Annotated in this window: 15 protein-coding genes and 1 pseudogene; 9 read left to right on the top strand and 7 right to left on the bottom strand. The window is 67.9% G+C overall.

The genetic code is table 11. From position 1 onward, the window contains the following. A pseudogene (locus tag ASE35_RS21810) lies at positions 1-465 on the bottom strand (outer membrane beta-barrel protein); the annotation flags it as partial. A gap of 186 nt (positions 466-651) precedes the next feature. Continuing rightward, positions 652-2100 carry a bifunctional 2-methylcitrate dehydratase/aconitate hydratase gene (locus tag ASE35_RS00305; protein WP_057162628.1) on the bottom strand — a complete coding sequence of 483 codons (1449 nt, stop codon included), beginning with the start codon at positions 2098-2100 and terminating at the stop codon, positions 652-654. A gap of 152 nt (positions 2101-2252) precedes the next feature. Here ASE35_RS00305 and ASE35_RS00300 point away from each other — a divergent pair, with 152 nt between their 5' ends. Beyond that, positions 2253-3044: a class III extradiol ring-cleavage dioxygenase gene (locus tag ASE35_RS00300; RefSeq protein ID WP_057160008.1), complete on the top strand. Its 792-nt coding sequence runs from the start codon at positions 2253-2255 to the stop codon at positions 3042-3044. A gap of 170 nt (positions 3045-3214) precedes the next feature. On the opposite strand, the gene ASE35_RS00295 is transcribed toward ASE35_RS00300, so the two are convergent. Further along, positions 3215-4141: a LysR family transcriptional regulator gene (locus ASE35_RS00295; protein ID WP_057162627.1), complete on the bottom strand. Its 927-nt coding sequence runs from the start codon at positions 4139-4141 to the stop codon at positions 3215-3217. A 167-nt stretch (positions 4142-4308) separates the two neighbouring features. Between ASE35_RS00295 and ASE35_RS00290 the strand changes: the two genes are divergently transcribed. The 5 genes from ASE35_RS00290 (at position 4309) to ASE35_RS00270 (ending at position 9158) form a co-directional block, all read left to right on the top strand. Continuing rightward, positions 4309-5499 (top strand): MFS transporter, encoded by a 1191-nt coding sequence (locus ASE35_RS00290; RefSeq protein ID WP_057163371.1) that lies wholly within the window; start codon positions 4309-4311, stop codon positions 5497-5499. Between the two features lie 64 nt (positions 5500-5563). After that, positions 5564-6595, top strand: a complete 1032-nt coding sequence (locus ASE35_RS00285; RefSeq protein ID WP_057162626.1) for an aldo/keto reductase — start codon at positions 5564-5566, stop codon at positions 6593-6595. Between the two features lie 59 nt (positions 6596-6654). Then, on the top strand, positions 6655-7449 hold the full coding sequence (locus tag ASE35_RS00280; protein WP_057162625.1) for an SDR family oxidoreductase: 795 nt from the start codon (positions 6655-6657) through the stop codon (positions 7447-7449). Between the two features lie 43 nt (positions 7450-7492). Further along, on the top strand, positions 7493-8512 hold the full coding sequence (locus ASE35_RS00275) for a zinc-binding alcohol dehydrogenase family protein (RefSeq protein ID WP_057160005.1): 1020 nt from the start codon (positions 7493-7495) through the stop codon (positions 8510-8512). Between the two features lie 19 nt (positions 8513-8531). Continuing rightward, the gene (locus ASE35_RS00270) at positions 8532-9158 is read left to right on the top strand and encodes a LysE family translocator (RefSeq protein WP_057162624.1); all 627 of its coding nucleotides are present in this window, start codon (positions 8532-8534) and stop codon (positions 9156-9158) included. Positions 9159-9266: 108 nt separating this feature from the next. On the opposite strand, the gene ASE35_RS00265 is transcribed toward ASE35_RS00270, so the two are convergent. Together ASE35_RS00265 and fusA are read right to left on the bottom strand one after the other, a co-directional pair. Beyond that, entirely contained in the window at positions 9267-11060 is a 1794-nt protein-coding gene (locus ASE35_RS00265) for a patatin-like phospholipase family protein (protein ID WP_057162623.1), read from the bottom strand. 422 nt (positions 11061-11482) lie between these two features. Next, positions 11483-13519, bottom strand: a complete 2037-nt coding sequence (gene fusA / locus ASE35_RS00260) for an elongation factor G (protein WP_057162622.1) — start codon at positions 13517-13519, stop codon at positions 11483-11485. Positions 13520-14067: 548 nt separating this feature from the next. On the opposite strand from fusA, the gene ASE35_RS00255 reads away from it, so the two are divergent. The 3 genes from ASE35_RS00255 (at position 14068) to ASE35_RS00245 (ending at position 17758) form a co-directional block, all read left to right on the top strand. After that, the gene (locus ASE35_RS00255) at positions 14068-16134 is read left to right on the top strand and encodes an NADPH-dependent 2,4-dienoyl-CoA reductase (protein WP_057162621.1); all 2067 of its coding nucleotides are present in this window, start codon (positions 14068-14070) and stop codon (positions 16132-16134) included. A gap of 375 nt (positions 16135-16509) precedes the next feature. After that, entirely contained in the window at positions 16510-16968 is a 459-nt protein-coding gene (locus tag ASE35_RS00250; RefSeq protein WP_056172412.1) for a cell wall hydrolase, read from the top strand. Between the two features lie 178 nt (positions 16969-17146). Then, the gene (locus ASE35_RS00245) at positions 17147-17758 is read left to right on the top strand and encodes a glutathione S-transferase N-terminal domain-containing protein (RefSeq protein WP_057160000.1); all 612 of its coding nucleotides are present in this window, start codon (positions 17147-17149) and stop codon (positions 17756-17758) included. Between the two features lie 815 nt (positions 17759-18573). On the opposite strand, the gene ASE35_RS00240 is transcribed toward ASE35_RS00245, so the two are convergent. Together ASE35_RS00240 and prpC are read right to left on the bottom strand one after the other, a co-directional pair. Further along, complete coding sequence (locus ASE35_RS00240; RefSeq protein ID WP_056172407.1) at positions 18574-19110, bottom strand: hypothetical protein; 537 nt, start codon at positions 19108-19110, stop codon at positions 18574-18576. A gap of 240 nt (positions 19111-19350) precedes the next feature. Beyond that, entirely contained in the window at positions 19351-20505 is a 1155-nt protein-coding gene (prpC, locus tag ASE35_RS00235; RefSeq protein ID WP_056172405.1) for a 2-methylcitrate synthase, read from the bottom strand. Positions 20506-20514 lie beyond the last annotated feature (9 nt).

Raw genomic sequence — 20514 nt, 5'->3', positions numbered from 1 at the left:
CCTGTTCAAGTACTTCATGCCCTGGATGCCCAGACCGACCTTGGCGGCCAGGTTGCCGTCTTCACGGCGGCCCGGCGAGTTCGGCGACGGGAACGCGTTGAACTCTTCTTCCGAACGCTGGTAGCCGATACCCAGCAGCGCGTACGGGTTCCAGTTGCGGCCTTCGGTGATGAAGTGGCGACGGAAGTCCAGCGAGACGCCGTACTGGCTCCACGACAGGTCCTGATCGGCGTCGAACTTCGGGTGCTGGTAGTTCAGCTCGCCGTCGATCGACCAGTTCGGGCTGATGAACTTGCCCACGCCCAGGCCCAGGAACGGCGCGTTACGCGTGCCGCGGTCGTTGTCCTGGATGTTCATGCCCGTCGAACCGGTGATGTACCAGCGGTCGTCGAAATCCTGCGCGCTGGCCGCCTGGGCCAGACTCAGGCCACCCAGCAGGGCGGCGCAGAGGAGTTTCTTATTCATTTGTTATAGCTCCTTGGTTCAGAAAAATTTGGAAACCGCGTCTGCGAGGTTCCTACCAATTCAGGACAGCCGCCTTACGACGCCATCCCGCGCAGGTTAGGTTTGCCTATGTGAAAGCCATGTTAACAGGCATCTAACATTCGCGACGGCATCCGTGTTAAACGCCGGCGCCGCCGCGAACGTGAATCAGGGCTGAAACAGGCCCAGGAAGCCGGTGATGGGCTGCGCGTCCAACCGCGCCGGGTCCCGGGCCAGCGCGCACAGTGTATCGGCCTGCGCGGACGGCAGCCGGGCGCGGATCGCAGTCTCGAACTTGGCCAACAGCAAAGGCAGGCCCTCGGCGCGGCGGAGGCGATGGCCGACGGGGACATCGACCCGCACCGCCTCGGTGGCGCTGCCGTCGTCGAAGAACACCTGCACGGCGTTGCCGATGTAGCGCCGGTCGGGGTCGTGGTAGTCGCGGGTGAAGTCCGCATCTTCGACGACCGTCATCTGCGCGCGCAGCGCGTCGATGCGCGGATCGGCGGCGATGGCGTCGCCATAGTCCTCGGCCTGGAGCCGGCCGAAGATCAGCGGCACCGCGACCATGTACTGCAGGCAGTGATCGCGATCGGCGTAATTGGCCAACGGCCCGGTCTTGTCGATGATGCGGCGCCCGGCCTCCTGGGTGCGCAGTTCGATGCGCGCGATGCGGTCGAGGCGGTCGCGCACCTGCGGGTGCAGACGCAGCGCGCATTCCACCGCGGTCTGGGCATGGAATTCGGCCGGATAGCTGATCTTGAACAGCACGTTCTCCATCACGTAGCTGCCGAAGGGGCGCTCGAACTCGAACGCGCGACCGCGCATGGCGACGTCGTAGAAACCCCAGGTCGGCGCGCTCAAGGCGCTGGGATAGCCGACCTCGCCCTTGACCGCGTTGAGCGCGTGCACGACCGCGCGCCGGCAGGCGTCGCCCGCCGCCCAGCTCTTGCGCGGGCCGGTGTTGGGCGCATGCCGGTAGGTGCGCAGCGCGCCGTTGTCGATCCAGGCCTGCGAGATCGCGCTCAGGATCGCCTCGCGCTCGCCGCCCAGCATGCGCGTGGCCAGCGCGGTCGAGGCCAGGCGCACCAGGATCACGTGATCCAGGCCGACCCGGTTGAAGGCGTTGCGCAAGGCGTAGCAGCCCTGGATCTCGTGGGCCTTGATCGCATGGCCCAGCACCTCGCGCACGCTCAGGCCGCGACCGCCCGCGGCTTCGGCGCGCCGGCCCAGGTAGTCGGCCAGCGCGAGCAGCGTGCCCAGGTTGTCGGACGGATGCCCCCACTCGGCGGCCAGCCAGGTGTCGTTGAAATCCAGCCAGCGGATCTGGCTGCCGATGTTGTAGGCGGCCTGGGCCGGATCGAGTTCGTAGGCGGTGTACGGCACGCGCGCGCCGCCGCGCAGTTCCGCGCCCGGCACCAGCGGGCCCAGATGGGCGACGCAGGCCGGGTGCGCCATCGCCAGGGCCGCGCAGGCCAGCGAATCCAGCAGCATGATGCGCGCGGTGGCGTAGGCCTCGTCGGAGTCGATGCGGACATCGAGCACGTAATCGGCGATCTCGCGCATCGGCGCGTCGTAGTCGGGACGGACGGCGGAACGGGGATCGGCGTGGTTCATGAGGGGCGGTGAGGCGGGGGCGGAAGCGTCAGTCTGCGGCGCGGCATGTGCGGCCGGCGCGAACGCCGCGCCGGCGTTTGACGCCAAGGACGGAACGCAGCGAGCGGCGCAACGCGCTGGTGTTTGCCCCCGCGCGGGATCACCCTTGCGCTATGGACATTCCGACCCGCCTGCCCACCCTGTTCCTGTCCCACGGTTCGCCGATGCTGGCGATCGAGGATTCCGCCGCCGGCCGCTTCCTGGACGGGCTGGGCGCGCAGTTGCCGTGGCCGAAGGCGATCGTGGTCGCCTCGGCGCATTTCATGACCGACCGGCCGATGCTGGGCGGACACCCGCAGCCGCATACCGTGCACGACTTCGGCGGCTTCCCGGCGCCGCTGTACCAGATCCAGTACCCCGCCCCGGGCGATCCGGGCCTGGCCGAGGCGATCCGCGCGCGCCTGGAGGAGGCCGGTTTGCATCCCAAGGTGCGCGAGTCGCACGGCTTGGATCACGGCATCTGGGTGCCCCTGCGGCGCATGTACCCGCAGGCCGGGATACCGGTGGTGCCGCTGTCGGTGATGCCGCACGGCGACGCGGCCCAGCATTACGCGTTGGGTCGCGCGCTGGCGCCGCTGCGCGAGGAAGGCGTGCTGGTGATCGGCTCGGGCGGCTTCGTGCACAACCTGGGCGATCTGGACTGGCAACACCGCGACGCGCCGCTGGCGCCGTGGGCGCGCGAGTTCGGCGAGTGGATGCACGCGCGCCTGGACGCGCACGACCATGCCGCGCTGCTGGATTGGCAGGCGCAGGCGCCGCACGCGCGGCATGCGCATCCGACCGTCGAGCATCTGATGCCCTTGTTCGTGGCGATGGGCGCGGCCGGTGCGCAGGCCTCGGTGCGCACGATCCATCGATCGCACGAGATGGGCTCGTTGGCTTTGGATGCGTTTGCGTTCGATTGAGGGCGGGGAAAAGCAAATCCCCCTCAATCCCCCTTTTTCAAAGGGGGAAGGCCGGCGCGACGCAAGGCCTTCTGTGGGAGCGGCGTGAGCCGCGATCGAGCCGCACGCGCGGAGACGAAAAGCAAATCCCCCTCAATCCCCCTTTTTCAAAAGGGGGAAGACCAGGGCGCTCAAGGCACCGAGATTTCGTACTGCTCCCAGGGCGGATGCTCGCCGAAGCGTTCGGCCAGGAAATCGGCGAACGCGCGCACCCGCGGCGGAATCAGGCGACGCTGCGGCATCACCGCGTAGATGCCGGATTCGGCGACGCCGTAGTCCGGCATCACCGGCACCAGCCGTTTCGTGCGCAGGTCCTCGTTGACGTGCCAAGTCGAATGCACGGCGATGCCCAGGCCGGCGACCGCGGCGTCGCGCAGCAGCTCGCCCAGGTTGCTTTCGAAACGCCCCGACACCCGCACCGCGACTTCGCGGCCGGCGCGGCCGTGCAGGCGCCACAGGTCCTGGCGGCCCTGGCTGCCGACCAGGATCAGACACTCGTGGCGCGCGAGCTCCTCGGGCGAGTTGGGCATGCCGTGGCGGCGCACGTAGTCGGGCGAGGCGCAGATCACGCGCCGGTTCGGCGCCAGCTTGCGCGCGACCAAGCTGGAGTCCTCGAGCGCGCCGATCCGGATCGCCAGATCGAAGCCGGAACTCACCAGGTCCAGCAACTGATCGTTGAGATTGACGCTGACCTTGACCCGCGGATGCAGGGCCAGGAATTCGGGCAGCAGCGGCGACAGGTACTGGCGCCCGAACGAGGCCGAAGCGGTCAGGCGCAGGGTGCCGGCGACGTCGGTCGCGGCCTGGCGCAGGCCGCCGGTCAGCGCCTCCAGGTCCTCGACCAGGGCACGGCCCTGTTCGGCCAAGGCTGCGCCCTCGGGGGTGGCGTGCAGCTGGCGCGTGGTCCGGTGCAGCAGGCGCACGCCCAGGTCGCGCTCCAGCCGCTTCAGGCGCTGGCTGGCCACCGCCACCGACAGGTCCAGGCTGCGCGCGGCGGCGCTGATCGAGCCCAGATCGAGCACGCGCAGGAACAGGGCGAGGTCGCCGACTCGGTCCATGACCTATTCTCAACTATTTATTGAAACTGATTAGCCATCTTGGTGGTTTTAGCTAAAGATGCAAGCTTCCAGACTGCGCGCCTCCCCAGTGGATGCCCGACATGGAATCCCCCGCCCTTCCCCGCTCCGAAACGGGCGCCTCCAAGCTAGGCGCGCCCAAGCAGCGCATGCCGTTGGCCCTGTACGCCCTCACCGCCGGCGCCTTCGGCATCGGCACCACCGAATTCGTGATCATGGGCCTGCTGATGCAGGTCGCCGCCGACCTCCAGGTCACCATCGCCGCGGCCGGCCTGCTGATCTCCGGCTACGCCCTGGGCGTGTTCGTCGGCGCGCCGCTGCTGACCACCGCCACCCGGCGCCTGCCGCGCAAGACCGTGCTGGTCGCGCTGATGTTGATCTTCACCCTGGGCAACATCGCCTGTGCGATCGCGCCCAACTACACCACCCTGATGATCGCGCGCGTGATCACCTCGCTGGCGCACGGCACCTTCTTCGGCGTGGGCGCGGTGGTCGCGACCGGCCTGGTCTCGGAAGACCGCAAGGCCTCGGCGATCTCGATCATGTTCGTCGGCCTGACCGTGGCCACCCTGCTCGGCGTGCCCGCCGGCGCCTGGCTGGGCCTGCACTTGGGCTGGCGCGCGACGTTCTGGGCGGTGGCCGCGATCGGCGTGATCGCCACGATCGTGATCGCGGCGCTGGTGCCCAAGGACAACGGCCAGCAGGAGAACGCCGCGCTGCGCGACGAGATCAAGGCGGTGACCCATCCGCAGGTGCTGCTGGGCCTGGCCATGACCGTGCTCGGCTTCGCCGGCGTGTTCACCGTGTTCACCTACATCCAGCCGATCCTGACCCAGGTCACCGGCTTCGCCGAAAGCGCGGTGTCGCCGATCCTGCTGGTGTTCGGTGTCGGCCTGATCGCCGGCAACCTGCTCGGCGGCCGCCTCGCCGACCGTCGCCTGGCGCCGGCCCTGATCGGCACCCTGGTCGCGCTGGCGGTGGTGCTGGGCCTGATGACCTTCGCCCTGCACAGCAAGATCGCGGCGGTGATCTTCGTCGCCCTGCTCGGCATCGCCGCCTTCGCCACGGTGTCGCCGATCCAGCTGTGGGTGTTGCAGAAGACCGACAGCGCCGGCCGCAACCTCGCCTCCAGCCTCAACATCGGCGCCTTCAACCTCGGCAACGCGCTCGGCGCCTGGCTGGGCGGCGCGGTGATCAACCTAGGCCTGGGCCTGGGCGCGGTGACTTGGGTGGCCGCGTTGGTGACGGTGTCGGGCATCGTGCTGGCGGTGTGGGCGGCGCGCCTGGACGCACCGCGCAAGCCGGCGCCGCAAGCCGCCGCGGCCTGCCCGGCCGCCTGATTCCTTCCTCCCCATTCCAAGGCGCAGCGTCGGACGCGCGCCTTCACTCTCAAGGAACTCCCTCATGGACACCCGCTTTCTCGGCAACTCCGGCTTCAAGGTGCCGGTCCTGGGCTTCGGCGCCGGCACTTTCGGCGGCAAGGGCCCGCTGTTCAGCGCATGGGGCAATACCGACGTCGCCGAGGCGCGGCGCCTGATCGAGATCTGCCTGGAGGCCGGCGTGAATCTGTTCGACACCGCCGACGTGTATTCCGACGGCGCCTCCGAATCGATACTCGGCGCTGCCATCCAGGGCCGCCGCGATGAAGTCATCCTGTCGACCAAGATCAGCCTGCGCGCCGGCGAAGGCGCCAACGACGTCGGCGCCTCGCGTCATCATCTGATCCGCGCCGTCGATCGCGCCCTGCAGCGCCTGGGCACCGACTACATCGACCTGCTGCAACTGCATCACTTCGATGCGCAAACGCCGGTCGAGCAGGTCATGTCCACGCTCGACGACCTGGTCCGCGCCGGCAAGTTGCGCTACCTGGGCGTGTCCAACTATTCCGGCTGGCAACTGATGAAGTCGCAGGCGGTCGCCGATCGCTACGGCTATTCGCGCTTCGTCGCCAACCAGACCTATTACTCGCTGGTCGGCCGCGACTACGAATGGGAGCTGATGCCGCTGGCGCAGGATCAGGGCGTGGGCGCGGTGGTGTGGAGCCCGCTGGGCTGGGGCCGGCTGACCGGCAAGATCCGCCGCGGCCAGCCGCTGCCCGAGGGCAGCCGCTTGCACGACACCGCTGGCTTCGCGCCGCCGGTGGAGGAGGAGCGCCTGTACCGCATCGTCGACGCGCTGGACGAGGTCGCCGCCGAAACCGGCAAGAGCGTGCCGCAGATCGCCCTGAACTGGCTGCTGCGGCGCCCGACGGTGTCCAGCGTGCTGATCGGTGCGCGCAACGAGGAACAACTGCGCCAGAACCTGGGCGCGGTCGGCTGGAGCCTCAGCGCCGAGCAGGTCGCCAGGCTCGACGACGCCAGCCGCGTCACGCCGCCTTATCCCTACTACCCGTATTGGAACGGCATGTTCTCCGAGCGCACCCCCGCGCCGGTCTGAGCCGTCCGATGCTTCAGCCCGTTCTCGAATCCCTTCCCCACTTTAACGCGAGCACCGACATGAGCGCCTCCCTTTCCGGTTCCACCGCCGTCGTCACCGGTTCCACCGCGGGCATCGGCTATGCCATCGCCGAAGAACTCGCGCGCGCCGGCGCCGCCGTGGTCGTCAACGGCCGCAGCCAGGCCCGCGTCGATGCCGCGCTGGCTTCGCTGCGCGCCGCCGTGCCGGGCGCGCAACTCAGCGGCGTCGCCGCCGATCTGGCCAGCGCCCAGGGCGCGGCCGACTTCATCGCCGCGGTGCCGCAGACCGACATCCTGATCAACAACCTCGGCATCTTCGTGCCCACCGATTTCGCCAACATCGAAGACGGGGAATGGCAGCGCCTGTGGGATGCCAACGTGATGAGCGGCGTGCGCCTGTCGCGCCATTACTTCAGCGGCATGCTCGAACGCGATCGCGGCCGGGTGGTGTTCCTGTCCAGCGAGTCGGGCCTGCAGATCCCGGCCGAGATGATCCATTACGGCGTGACCAAGGCCGCGCAGATCGCGCTGGCGCGCGGCATGGCCCAGCTCACCGCCGGCACCCAGGTCACCGTCAACTCGGTGCTGGCCGGCCCCACCCGTTCCGAGGGCGTGGGCGTGTTCGTCGAACAGCTCGCCGAGCAACAGGGCGTGAGCGCGGCCGAGTTCGAAAAGCAGTTCTTCCAGACCGTGCGCCCGACCTCGCTGCTGCGCCGCTTCGCCGAACCGGCCGAGATCGCGCGCGTGGTCGCCTTCGTCGCCAGCCCGGCGGCCTCGGTGGTCAACGGCTCGGCGATCCGCGCCGAAGGCGGCCTGGTGCTGTCCGCGTTCTGATTCCCTCATCCGCATTCAACGACCGAACCGTTTGGAGCCACTTATGAAAGCCGTCGCCCTCACCCGCTACCTGCCCATCGACGATCCCGAATCCCTGCTCGACGTCGAACTGCCCGACCCCGCCGCGCCGCAGGGCCACGACCTGCTGATCCAGGTCGAGGCGATCTCGGTCAATCCGGTCGACACCAAGGTGCGCGCGCCCAAGCCGAACGTGGAAGCGCAGCCGCGCGTGCTCGGCTACGACGCCGCCGGCACCGTGCTCGCGGTCGGCGACGCGGTCACCCGCTTCAAGGTCGGCGACCGCGTCTACTACGCTGGCGACATCACCCGCCCTGGCAGCAATGCGCAGTTGCAGCTGGTCGACGAGCGCGTGACCGGCCATGCGCCGAGTTCGCTGGACGCGGCCCAGGCCGCGGCCCTGCCGCTGACCGCGATCACCGCCTGGGAGCTGCTGTTCCAGCGCATGCCCTACGACGCCGACCAGGGCGGCATCGGCAAGACCGTGCTGGTGATCGCCGGCGCCGGCGGCGTCGGCTCGATCGCGATCCAGCTCGCGCGCCGCGCCGGCTTCAACGTGATCGCCACCGCCTCGCGTCAGGAGACGATCGACTGGTGCCGCGCGATGGGCGCGCACGAAGTGATCGACCACCGCCAACCGCTGCTGCCGCAGTTGCAGGCGCTGGGCCATGCCCAGGTCGAGGCGGTGCTGAACCTGGCCGACACCGACCGCTACTGGGACGCGATCGGCGAACTGCTGGCGCCGCAGGGCCATGTCGGCCTGATCGTCGAGCCCAGCGGCGCGCTCAAGATCGGCGACCCCTACAAGGCCAAGTGCATCGGCATCCATTGGGAAATGATGTTCGCGCGTCCACGCTTCCAGACCGCCGACATGGTCGAGCAGGCGCGCATCCTGGACCGCGTCGCCAAGCTGATCGACGCCGGCGAACTGCGCGGCACCCACAGCGCGACCCTGGGCAAGATCGACGCGGCGACTCTGCGCGAGGCGCATCGCCGTCTCGAATCGGGCAGCACCGTCGGCAAGCTGACCCTGGCCGGCTGGTGATCGCGACGAGGCCGCGCGCATGAGCGCTACGTCCTGGCTGCTGTTCTGCAGTCTCGCGCTGCTGACCGCGTTCAGCCCCGGGCCGGCGGTGTTGCTGGCGGTGTCCAACACCGCCACGCACGGCGCGCGCCGTGCCCTGCTGGGCTCGGTCGGCAACGCCCTGGGCGTGTTCCTGGTCTCGGCGACCACAATGCTGGGCTTGGGCGCCCTGCTCCAGACCTCGGCCTGGTTGTTCGGCGCGCTCAAGCTGGCCGGCGCGGCCTATCTGATCTGGCTGGGCCTGCGCCAATGGCGCGCTCGCGACGACCTGTTCGCGCGCGCGCCCGCCCAGGCCGGCGCGCCGCGGCGCATGTTCCTGCAAGGTCTGCTGGTGGCGACCACCAACCCCAAGAGCATCCTGTTCTTCACCGCGCTGCTGCCGCAGTTCATGCGCGCCGACGCCGCGCTGCTGCCGCAGTTCTTCGCCCTGACCCTGACCTTCGCCGCCTGCACCGTGCTCTCGCACCTGTGCTACGTCGTGCTTGCCGGCGCCCTGCGCGGCTGGTTCGCGCAGCCGCGCCGCGCGCGCTGGTTCAATCGTGCGCTCGGCACCGGTTACGCGGCGATGGGGTTGAGTCTGTTACGGCTACGGCCGGCTGCTGTTTGAGCCGCGCGCACGAAGCAGGCGCCGCCATGAAAGACCGGACTCGGCCTGCGGCGCACCTGGTTATGTTCCGGCGAACCTTCGACGCGGTCGAAGGGGGGGGGGGCTGCGCTACGGACTCACCCAAATCTCAAGAGAACGCGGTGAAATTCCCTTTATAAACTTCGGAGTTTCCATCGACGGCACCAACCCGGTGGCTACGATATCGGCCGTCAGCCTTTGGGCCGCGTCTTCATCGTCCCGGTCGCCGTAGCGGACTTCACGCTTGCCCGCCGCGCTTGCGATCCGTTCGCCGCCACGTTGCGCACCGGGCGCGTTCGGCCACTTGCGTTGTACGCTCCGCCCAAACTCCTTCATTTGCTCGCGCGTGAGCGATCCCGCGAACTGGATCCACACCTGATAGTCGGCGTTGTCCTTACCCGGTTGGGCCACGGGCTTGCCCATCGCCTCCAACTTCGCCTTCAAGCCTTCGTTTTCGGTCAACAAGGTCTTGCGCTCAACATCCAGCCTTTCGCGCAGTTGAGACTCGTTCGTCGCACGCTCTTCGGCAGCCGCAATCCTCGCAATCTGCGCGGCTTTCAGGTCCGTCTCTTGCTGCTCGGCCAGCAAATAGGTGAGCCGAGACGTGGCCGCCGACCAAAACAAGGCGGTAAACAAAGCTAGGACGAACGCGCTGAGAGCGTAGGTCGTCCAATCGGAAGCGCCCAGAGTAATTGCCGCACGCCTCGCAGCATACTCAGCCTCGTCACCCAGACGCTTTGCCGACGCCTGCGGCCGCATTGGCTCCGAGCCGCGCGCTTCGAAGCCGGCCTTACGCAACATACGCAGCCCTACAGCATGCCCATGTACGATCAGCATGTCCGCCAACAACGGTGGGAACCGATCGAGGTCGGTCCTAATCTTGTTGAGTTTTTTCTGAGTCTCAGAGTCCAGACCGGATTCATCCGCCTCTGCTCGGATGCGGATATCCACCAACTGCATCCCTGTCAGCGCTATGCGGTGATCGGTGTTGTCGGCCACGCGCCGCATCATGATGTCCGACGCGCGCACGTTGCGTGAGACGATGTCCCACAACGAAGCATTCTGCTCCGTACGGAACGACGCGCCGGCATTACTCAGCACGACAGCGTCGGCCCGGCTTTGTCCGGTAGCCTTGTCGTGGATGAGCTTTTCGGCGCCGAGGTTGTCGTATACACCGCCGTCGGACAGATCGATGACGCCTTGCAGATCCGAGACTTCGACCTTATCCAGCATGCGTTCGCTGAGCCGCAGAGGCGGGAACATTGGCGGGAATGCGCTGGACGCAGTGACGGCGAACGCGACCCGGATCGATTCCGCAGGGGCCCCGTCAGACTGGAGCGGGCGATCGTCGCGCGCGAGCTTGCTGATCTCGAAACGCCCGGCCGAGAAACTGCACATTTCCCCGGACTTGAAGCTGGTGGACAGGATATGCAGCCGCGGCCTGGTCCGCGTGTCGTCGCCCGCAAGATCCTTCAACTTGGCGCCGCGATACAACGATTCGTATTCCCTTTCCAGCCAATAGGTGCGGCTGCCCCGGCCTAGAAGCCTGGGCAGCACGAGCAAGATCGATCCAATCCACCGCCGCACTACGCGGTTACGGATATCGCGATAGGCCAGCGCGCGGATCTGTTTGGCCATCGACTGGAAGTCGTCCTCCGACCCACAGTACTTTTCCCAATTCAGGACCAGATGCGCGGCCAGGATGCTGCCACCGGACACCGAATAGATTTCGCCGATACTTTCAAGCGCCGACCGGTCGCCGCGCCGCGCAGCGCGCAGACTCTGGATTACCCCCAGATGAAACAGCGTAGCGCGCAGCCCCCCGCCCGACAGACACAGCGCCAGCGACGCATCGTCGGTACGCGAAGTATTCGAGTCGGACATGGCATAGCCTCCCTGGCTGCTGCGGCATAGGCAGCGATTCCTGTCGCAACGATTCCCCTGTCGCAGTGCGCGACGGACGCTATCGGCGCCTACCTCAGACCTGCCGTGCTGCTGCCTGACCACCGCACCGCAGTCGACCGCGTCGCGTCCATCTTTTAGGACTCCATCACTCCAGTCAACTGCGCTCCGGAGGCAGGCGGGGAGGAGCAACGTGATGGCTAAGCGCATTCGTCCACATTGACCGGCACCAAAAATGATGACTTTGTGTTGACGATCGGCAGTGACACCACAAAATCTCGCTGTTCGCGCTGCCGCGCCCTGCGCATTCTTAAGCTATTGGAATGCGAGATTGGAAAATTCACTGAAGAAAAAAAAAGGGGCCGGCAATGCCGGCCCCTGCGCTTTCAAACAAGCTCACGCATTCAGACGTTGCGCGCGGCCTCGTAGCCGTTGAAGACCAGCGAGGCCGAGGCCCGTCCCTGGGTCAGTGAACGTAGCGCGGTGGTGTAACCCGACAGCTGCGCCAGCGGCGCGCGCGCGGAGACATCGGCGCGGGTGCCACGGTCGTCGATCGCCAGCACGCGGCCGGAGCGACGTTGCAGGTCGCCGACCACGTCGCCGACGTTGCCGGCGGGCGTGTCCACGACCAGCGTCATCACCGGCTCCAGCACCGTGGTGCCGCTGAGCACCAGCGCCGCCTTCAGGGCCTCGCCCGCCGCGCGTTGGAACGCGAGTTCGGACGAATCCACCGCATGCGTCTCGCCGTCGACCAGGGTCACCGTGAGCCCGACCACCGGATAGCCGCGCGGGCCTTCCGTTAGCGCGCTGCGCAGCCCTTTTTCCGTCGCGTTGACGAAGTTGCGCGGGACCACGCCGCCACTGGTGCGGTCGACGAACTCGAAACGACCGTCCGTGCGCGGCTCGACATCGATGAGCACGCGCGCGAATTGTCCGATGCCGCCGTTTTGCTTCGACAACTTGCCTTCGACGCCCATGACGGCGCGGCTCGGCGTTTCCTGATAGGCCACGCGCGGCGAACCGGTGCGCACCTCGACCTTCCACTCCTGGCGCAGGCGTTCCACCATCACCTCCAGGTGCAGCTCGCCCATGCCCCAGATCAGGGTTTCGCCGGTGTCCTCGTCGCTGCCGACGTGGAACGACGGATCTTCCTGGGCCAGGCTGGCCAAGCCCTGGCCGAGACGGATCAGATCGCCCGCGTTGGCCGCGCTCAGACGCCAGGACAGGACCGCCGGCTGGGCCTGGATCGCGTCCAGCACCAGCTTGCGATCGACCGCGCTCAAGGTTTCGCCGCTGACCGCGTCCTTCCAGCCCTGCACCGCAACGATCTCGCCCGCATACGCGGCCTCGACGTCGCGGCCGCGATCGGCCTGGACCACGACCAGGCGGCCGACCCGCAGCGCGCGTTCGCGTCGCGAAGCCCAGACGGTGTCGCCGACCCGCAGCGTGCCCGAGTACAGGCGCACGAACGACAGCGCGCCGTGATCCTTGTGCACGATCTTGAATACCAGGCCGGCCAGCGGACCGGACGCGTCCGGCGCCAGCGCCAGCTCGCCCTGTTCGCTCTCGGCGCGCACCCACGGCCGATCCAGCGGCGACGGCAGGTAGTCGACGATCGCGTCCAGCAGCGGTTCCACGCCCTTGTTCTTGAACGCGGAACCGGCCAGCACCGGCGTGCCCGCGCCGAGCAGCGTGCCGCGACGCAGCGCGGCCTTGAGCAGGCCGGCGTCGATCGCGCGCGCTTCCAGGTAGGCCTGGGCGAGTTCGTCGTCGTGATCGGCGACGGCCTCGATCAGGCGCTGGCGCAGCGGCTCGTAAGCGCGGCTGTCGTCGCCGTCCCAGGGCCGGCGCGCGATGGCGTCGTCGGGGCCCCACAGCACGATCTCGCGCGCCACGTAGTCGACCCAGCCGCGCAGCTCGCCCTCGGCGCCGATCGCCTGGCCCAGCGGCCACGGCTGCGCATCGAGCTTGTCGCGCATCTGCGCCAGCACGAAGTCCAGCGAGGCGCCGACCCGGTCCATCTTGTTGACGAACGCGATCATCGGCACGCCGTGCCGGCGCGCCTGGCGCCACACGGTTTCCGACTGTGGCTGCACGCCGTCGACCGCGCTGAACACGGCGACCGCGCCGTCGAGCACGCGCAGCGAACGCTCGACCTCGATCGCGAAGTCGATGTGGCCGGGCGTGTCGATGATGGTCAGGCGATGCTCGGCCCGATCCTGCGGCGCCCAATGCGTCTGCACGGCCGCGGCGCCGATGGTGATGCCGCGGTCCTTCTCGATCGGACTGAAGTCGGTGGTGGCGGCGCCATCGTGGACTTCGCCGGTGCGATGGATCGCGCCGGTTTTCCACAACAGGCGTTCGGTGAGCGTGGTTTTACCCGCATCGACGTGGGCGATGATGCCGAGATTGCGCCAGCGGGAGACAGTGGTGGTGTTCATGAGATTTTTCGCTATTCGTTGCCAACTCGGGAGGCCGCGCGACCCGGTTGGCGACGGGGCGCGCGGCTAGGTTTCGGTCTCGGCCGCGGTATTCACGACACGTTCTCCTTGGGATGCACGGGACTGCGGTGGATGGAAAACCGGCGCCGGAGCGCAACTCCGGGCCGAACGACGGGCAATAAAAAAGCACCCTTGCGGGTGCTCGGTATCGTGTGGCGGCGGCGCGGTCGAATCAGCTCGACACGCGCTCGCAGATCACAGGAGGCAGGCGCACCCGGCCCGCGCTCTCGCGCTGGGCATGCAGCGATATCAGTAGCGGGAACGACTTCATGGGCGGCGTGGCCGGGTTTCGGGTGCTCATAAGAGTAGGGGCGGCCGCGCCGGAGTCAATCGTCCGCGCGATGCGATGTCTGGGATACAGCGTTGCGGCGGCGCGCGCCGGCCTGCGCACCGCCTGGGCGGGCGCGCGGGCGCCTGGCGCACGCCGTGGTTGAATCGCGGCCGTTTTACCGGCATCGTGCGCGCTCCATACGCCAGCGTATTCGAGCATGACGGCCGCCAGCTCCCCGCCCGCAAGCCCCGCCGCCCCGCACCCCTTGTATCCCAAGCTGTTCGAGCCGCTGGACCTGGGCCATTGCGTCCTGCCCAACCGCGTGCTGATGGGCTCGATGCATACGGGGCTGGAGGACAAGGCCGCCGACTTCCCGAAGCTGGCGGCCTATTTCGGCGAGCGCGCGGCCGGCGGCGTCGGCCTGATCGTGACCGGCGGCTTCGCGCCCAACATCGTCGGCTGGCTCAAGCCCTTCGGCGGCAAGCTGAGCTGGCGCTGGGAAGTCGGCAAGCATCGCCAGGTCACCCAGGCCGTGCACGGCCACGGCGGCCGCATCTGCCTGCAGATCCTGCATGCCGGCCGCTACGGCTATCACCCGCTGCAGGTCGCGCCATCCAAGCTCAAGGCGCCGATCAACCCGTTCACGCCGCGCGCGCTGTCGGGCATGGGTGTGCGCGCGCAGATCCGCGCCTTCGTCAACAGCGCCAGGCTCGCGCGCGAGGCCGGCTACGACGGCGTCGAGGTGATGGGCTCGGAAGGTTATCTGCTCAACCAGTTCACCGTGCCGCGCACCAATAAGCGCGAGGACGAATGGGGCGGCGACGCCGCGCGCCGGATCGCGTTCGTGACCCGGATCGTGCGCGGCATCCGCGAGGCCTGCGGCCCGGATTTCATCATCATCTACCGGCTGTCGATGATCGACCTGGTCGATGGCGGTTCGACCTGGGAGGACGTGATCGCCCAGGCCCAGGCGATCGAGGCCGCGGGCGCCAGCCTGATCAACACCGGCATCGGTTGGCACGAGGCGCGCATCCCCACCATCGCCACCTCGGTGCCGCGCGCGGCCTTCACCGGCATCACCGCGCGCCTGAAGCCGCACGTGGGTCTGCCGCTGATCGCTACCAACCGCATCAACATGCCCGACGTGGCCGAGCGCATCCTGCGCGAGGGCGAGGCCGACATGGTCTCGATGGCGCGGCCGCTGCTGGCCGACCCGGCCTGGGTCGCCAAGGCCCGCGACCGCCGCAGCGACGAGATCAACACCTGCATCGCCTGCAACCAGGCCTGCCTGGACCACGTGTTCGAGAACAAGCACGCCAGCTGCCTGGTCAATCCGCGCGCCTGCGCCGAGACCGAGCTCAACTACCGCCCGACCGCGGCGCCCAAGCGGGTGGCGGTGGTCGGCGCGGGCCCGGCCGGCCTGGCCTGCGCGACGGTGGCGGCCGAACGCGGCCACCGCGTCACCCTGTTCGACGCCGCCCATGAAATCGGCGGCCAGTTCAACCTGGCCAAGAAGATCCCGGGCAAGGAAGAGTTCCACGAAACCCTGCGCTACTTCGCGCGCAAAATCGAAACCAGCGGCGTCGAGCTGCGTCTGAACACGCGCGCCGACGCGGCCGCACTGGCCGGCTACGACGAGATCGTGCTGGCCACCGGCATCGCCCCGCGCGCGGTCGATTTCCCCGGCGCCGACCATCCCAAGGTGCTCAACTACCTGGACGTGCTGCGCGGCGGCGTGGTGCCCGGCGCCAAGGTCGCGATCGTCGGCGCCGGCGGCATCGGCTTCGACGTGGCCGAATACCTGGTGCACCCGGCCGGCCACGACAGCTCCAGCCTGGATCCGGCGCGCTGGCGCGCCGAATGGGGCGTGGACCTGGGCTACGGCAACAACCGCGGCGGCCTGGCCGAGGCGCGGCCGGAGCCGCCCGCACGCCAGGTCTGGCTGCTGCAGCGCAGCGCCGGCAAACCCGGCGCGCGCCTGGGCAAGACCACCGGCTGGATCCACCGCGCCACCCTCAAAGCCAAGCAGGTGCGCATGCTGGGCGGCGTCGAGTACCTGGGCGTGGACGACGAAGGCTTCCGCATCCGCGTCGACGGCAGCGAACAGGTGCTGGCGGTCGATCATGTGGTGATCTGCGCCGGCCAGGAGCCGTTCAAGCCGCTGGCCGCGCAGCTGGCCGGCGACGGCCGCCCGGTGCACGTGATCGGCGGCGCCGACGTGGCCGCCGAACTGGACGCCAAGCGCGCCATCGCCCAGGGCAGCCGGGTTGCGGCGGCGCTGTAAAGCGTTTTCAGGGCAGCTGAACAGTGGTGGGCGTCACGCTCCCAGGGGCGTCTCGCGCCCCGGAGATACCCTTCCCTGGCAAGGCCTTAGCGCCTATTCAGAGTAAAAACTTGAGTTTTTTCGCGCACTTAGGTTTTTAGATTCAGCGGGCGTTTAGTTAGTCGCGGCTACCGTGCGCCAACTTTCCCGCCACCGCTTCAGGTGGCAACCCTCGCCGCCCGCGTCGTCCACGCGGTTCACGGCACGGGGCAAAAGCGCGCCGCAGAGCCGCTGCCCTCCCCAGTACGCCATGCCGGTCCACGCCGTGTCGTCCGTCCCCGCTAGGAGGGAACGGAAGCCCCAGTGCGGTCCAGCGCAACGGAGCAAGGAGTCAATATGAAACTCGCCTGGATCCTGTGGCTGGCCTCAGTGCTTCCGCCGCAGCCCGCCGATTCGCTGTGTTTGAGCACCACCGTCTACCTGGAAGCCCGCGACCAGTCCATCCGCGGCCAGAAGGCCGTGGCCGAGGTCGCCCTGCGTCGCCGCGACAGCGGCCTGTGGGGCGATTCGGTCTGCGAGGTGGTCACCGCCCGCAAGCAGTTCGCGCCGACCCTGGTGTCGCCGGGTACGCGTCTGAGCAACACCGAGGCCTGGGCCGAGTCGGTGCAGATCGCCCTGGAAGCCGAGCGCAACTGGGCCCTGCCGGCCGGCCAGCGCAAGGAGATCGTGCCGGGCGCCAGCCACTTCGCCGCCCACGCGATCGCCAGCCCGAGCTGGCGCAACGCCTACCAGGTCGCAACCATCGGCGATCACACCTTCTATCAGGTGCAGAAGCTGAAGCCGCGCAAGACCTGAGCAAGCGGGTACCGCGTAAATAAGAAAGAGGAACGAGTGGAATGCGCTCGTTCCTTTTGCTTTTTTGGGGCATGCGCGGCGGCGGACCGGCGACGGCGAAGCAACGGCAAGAGGAAGTAGCGCTTTTCACTCGCTCCTCTTTACTCTGGTCGCTTTCCTCGCCCCAAGGAGTCCGCCCATGAAGCTCTACACCAAGCCCGGCGCGTGTTCGACCGCCGACCACATCGCCTTGCAGTGGACCGGGCAGCCTTTCGAGGTACAGGTGATGACGCGCGACGCGATGAAGGCGCCCGCGTTCCTGGCGATCAATCCGGCCGGCGCCGTGCCCGCGATCGAGGACGGCGATTTCGTGCTGACCCAGAACGCCGCGATCATGGGCTACATCGCCGACAGCTATCCGGACGCGCAGCTCGCCGGCGACGGCAGCATCCAGCAGCGCGCGACCGCGGCGCGTTGGCTCGCGTTCGTGAACTCCGACCTGCACCCGGCCTTCCTGCCGCTGTTCGCGCCCACGCGTTTCTCCGAAGACGCCAGCGACCAGCCCGCGCTCAAGGACGCCGCGCACAAGCGCCTGCGCGCGCTGTACGAAGCCGCCGACCGTCAGCTCGAAGGCAAGCAGTGGCTGGCCGGTTTCCGCAGCTACGCCGATCCGTACCTGTACATCACCCTGCGTTGGGCCGACGGGCAGAAGATCGACCTCAGCGGCTTGAATAATCTGGCTGCGTTCAAGCAGCGGATGGAAGCCGATGCGGGCGTACACGCGGCGTTGCAGGCGGAAGGTTTGGCCTAAGAGGCGAGCGGCGATGCGCGCAGCTTGCGTTGCGCGCATCGCGACGAAGATTCGTGCGCGGCGGCAACCGCGCTATCGCGGAACCCCGAAGCCGCGCGACGATGCGGTTCGCCTTCGGCTCACCACATCCTACGAATGCCGCCTTTCACGGAGCTGCGATTGCCGTTGCCGTTGCCGTTGCCGTTGCCGCGGCATTGAAATCCAAAGGCACCGCACTTACACGACCAGTCGTAGACCCGTAGGGCGGCGCGCAGGACGGTCCATTCGAAAAATCCCGGCGAAAGCCTCGAACTCGCAGGGGAGGGTTGGTCACGCTAGCCCTTCTCTTTGGTTACTTTTGACCGAAGGGAATCCAGGCGGACTCTTGGGCTAGCAAGAGAAAGTGACCCGCATGCGCAGCAGGCGGAAGCCGTTGACCTTCGGTCAGAAGAGGCGACAGCAAAAGCAAAAGCAAATCCTCCCCAACCCTCCTTTGATAAAGGAGGGAGCTAGGAGCAAGAGAAAGTGACACGCATGCGCAGCAGCGGAAGCTGCTTGACCTTCGGTCAGAAAAGACGAAAGCGAAGCAACAGCAAATCCTCCCCAACCCTCCTTTGATAAAGGAGGGAGCTAGGAGCAAGAACCTCCTGGCGTTCAGCCACGCACGAACCTGCGGCTCGTAAGCCGCGCGACTTCGTCCTTTTCCAAAGGAGGGAGCCAAAGAAGCGAAGACGCAGAGCCCGGAGCTGCGCGACGACGCGACCCGCCCATGGCGCGCCACATCCCACAGCTCGCTTGTGGAGCGTGGCGATAAAGGCCACCCGGCTACCGCGTCGCTACAGCTGCGCCGCCGCGCGTAGACGTCGGTCCAGCTCGTCCGCCCAGGCCGCATCGCGCGCCTTGGTCACCGCCGCGCGCAGGTCCGGCAACAATTTCGCAAGCTCAGCCAGATCGGTGGAACGTTCGATCTTGAGCTGCAGGAAGTAACCGCGCAGACCCAATTGTTCGCGCACCGCGTCGGACATCATGGCGTACAGCACGCCGTAACGATTCGCGGTATCGGCCATGGCCAGCCGTTGCGCAGCCTCCGTACCAGGGGCGCCGGCCGGGTTCGGCACGTTCGCGGCCGCCAGCGTCGGCCTGGCCGCCGCCGGCGCCTGCGCGCCGATGCCGATCAACCCCAGGGCGACCAATTGATCCAGCGCGTCCGACGGCCCATGCAGACCCGCCGCCACCGCACGCAGCTGCGCCACATCGCGCTGCCCGTCGACCAACAGCAACAAGGAGCGCAGGACGGTCGGCAGCTTGCGCGTGCGGTGCTCGATTTCGTCGCGCCCCGCTTCCGTCTTGTTCAAGATGTCCTGGTCGCGCATGGCCCCCTCCGGCACGCATCGGCATGGCCGGCATAGCGGCCGGCCGCAGGGCCGACGCTACGCCTATCGATGCGCCCGCGATGCGATCCCGTTCGCGCTTTGCGAGCGCGCCGGCCGACTATGCCATGCGCCGTTCGCGCTTCCAGCGTCGTTAGACCAAAGAACGAGGCACAAAAAAACAGGCCGCGCAGTGGCGCGGCCTGTCGGGTCCTGCGGGCGCGGCGCGAACGCCGGCGCGGGTCAGCGCTGTTCGATCGGCACGTAGGCGCGGTCTTCCGGGCCGGTGTAATTGGCGCTGGGGCGGATGATCTTGCCGTCCTCGCGCTGCTCGATCACGTGCGCGGCCCAGCCGGTGGTGCGCGCGATCACGAACAGCGGGGTGAACATCGGGGTCGGGATGCCCATCATGTGATAGGCCGACGCCGAGTACCAATCCAGGTTCGGGAACATCTTCTTCAGGTCCCACATCAGCGTCTCGATGCGCTCGCTGACGTCGAACAGAACCTGGTTGCCGCCGTCCTTGCACAGCGCGCGCGACAGCTCCTTGATGATGGGATTGCGCGGGTCGCCGATGGTGTACACCGGGTGGCCGAAGCCGATCACGATTTCCTTGCGTTCGACCCGGGCGCGGATGTCGGCCTCGGCTTCGTCGGCGCTGGAGTAGCGCGAGATGATGTCCATCGCGACTTCGTTGGCGCCGCCGTGCTTGGGACCGCGCAGCGCGCCGATCGCGCCGGTGATGCACGAATGCAGGTCCGAACCGGTGCCGGCGATCACGCGCGCGGTGAAGGTCGAGGCGTTGAACTCGTGCTCGGCGTACAGGATCAGCGATTTGTCCAGCGAGTCGGCGTGCAGCGCGCTGGGCTCCTCGCCGTGCAGCAAGTGCAGGAAATGCGCGGCGACGCTGTCGTCGTCGGTCTCGCAGTCGATGCGGCGGCCGTTGCGGGTGAAGTGCCACCAGTACAACAGCATCGAGCCGAAACTGGCGATCAGGCGGTCGGCGATGTCGCGCGCCTCGCTGGCCGGGTGGCCTTCGCGCTCGGGCAGCACCGTGCCCAGCACCGAGCAGCCGGTGCGCATCACGTCCATCGGGTGGGCGTTGGCCGGCACCAGCTCCAGCGCCTCGGTCACGATCGCGGGCAGGCCGCGCAGACGCTTGAGCTTGAGCTTGTAGGCCTTGAGCTGGGAGGCGGTCGGCAGCGCGCCGTGGACCAGCAGGTGCGCGACTTCCTCGAAGGTCGACTGGGTCGCCAGGTCGTGGATGTCGTAGCCGCGGTAATGCAGATCGTTGCCGCTGCGGCCGACCGTGCACAGGGCGGTATTGCCGGCCGCGGTGCCGCTGAGGGCGACCGACTTCTTGGCCTTGGGCAGAACTTGGGTGGCGTTGTCGCTCATCGGAATTCC

The sequence above is a fragment of the Lysobacter sp. Root916 genome, assembly GCF_001429785.1.
Classification (GTDB): domain Bacteria; phylum Pseudomonadota; class Gammaproteobacteria; order Xanthomonadales; family Xanthomonadaceae; genus Lysobacter.
Note: the sequence above shows the minus strand (reverse complement) of the source record. Positions and strands in the feature narration are given on the sequence as shown.

Coding starts and splice junctions, on each gene's coding strand:
- ASE35_RS00245 (WP_057160000.1), top strand. CDS start 17,147: ATGAAGCTCTACACCAAGCCCGGCGCGTGTTCGACCGCCGACCACATC.
- ASE35_RS00280 (WP_057162625.1), top strand. CDS start 6,655: ATGAGCGCCTCCCTTTCCGGTTCCACCGCCGTCGTCACCGGTTCCACC.
- ASE35_RS00270 (WP_057162624.1), top strand. CDS start 8,532: ATGAGCGCTACGTCCTGGCTGCTGTTCTGCAGTCTCGCGCTGCTGACC.
- ASE35_RS00285 (WP_057162626.1), top strand. CDS start 5,564: ATGGACACCCGCTTTCTCGGCAACTCCGGCTTCAAGGTGCCGGTCCTG.
- ASE35_RS00240 (WP_056172407.1), bottom strand. CDS start 19,110: ATGCGCGACCAGGACATCTTGAACAAGACGGAAGCGGGGCGCGACGAA.
- ASE35_RS00250 (WP_056172412.1), top strand. CDS start 16,510: ATGAAACTCGCCTGGATCCTGTGGCTGGCCTCAGTGCTTCCGCCGCAG.
- ASE35_RS00255 (WP_057162621.1), top strand. CDS start 14,068: ATGACGGCCGCCAGCTCCCCGCCCGCAAGCCCCGCCGCCCCGCACCCC.
- ASE35_RS00275 (WP_057160005.1), top strand. CDS start 7,493: ATGAAAGCCGTCGCCCTCACCCGCTACCTGCCCATCGACGATCCCGAA.
- ASE35_RS00300 (WP_057160008.1), top strand. CDS start 2,253: ATGGACATTCCGACCCGCCTGCCCACCCTGTTCCTGTCCCACGGTTCG.
- fusA (WP_057162622.1), bottom strand. CDS start 13,519: ATGAACACCACCACTGTCTCCCGCTGGCGCAATCTCGGCATCATCGCC.
- ASE35_RS00295 (WP_057162627.1), bottom strand. CDS start 4,141: ATGGACCGAGTCGGCGACCTCGCCCTGTTCCTGCGCGTGCTCGATCTG.
- prpC (WP_056172405.1), bottom strand. CDS start 20,505: ATGAGCGACAACGCCACCCAAGTTCTGCCCAAGGCCAAGAAGTCGGTC.
- ASE35_RS00265 (WP_057162623.1), bottom strand. CDS start 11,060: ATGTCCGACTCGAATACTTCGCGTACCGACGATGCGTCGCTGGCGCTG.
- ASE35_RS00290 (WP_057163371.1), top strand. CDS start 4,309: ATGCCGTTGGCCCTGTACGCCCTCACCGCCGGCGCCTTCGGCATCGGC.
- ASE35_RS00305 (WP_057162628.1), bottom strand. CDS start 2,100: ATGAACCACGCCGATCCCCGTTCCGCCGTCCGTCCCGACTACGACGCG.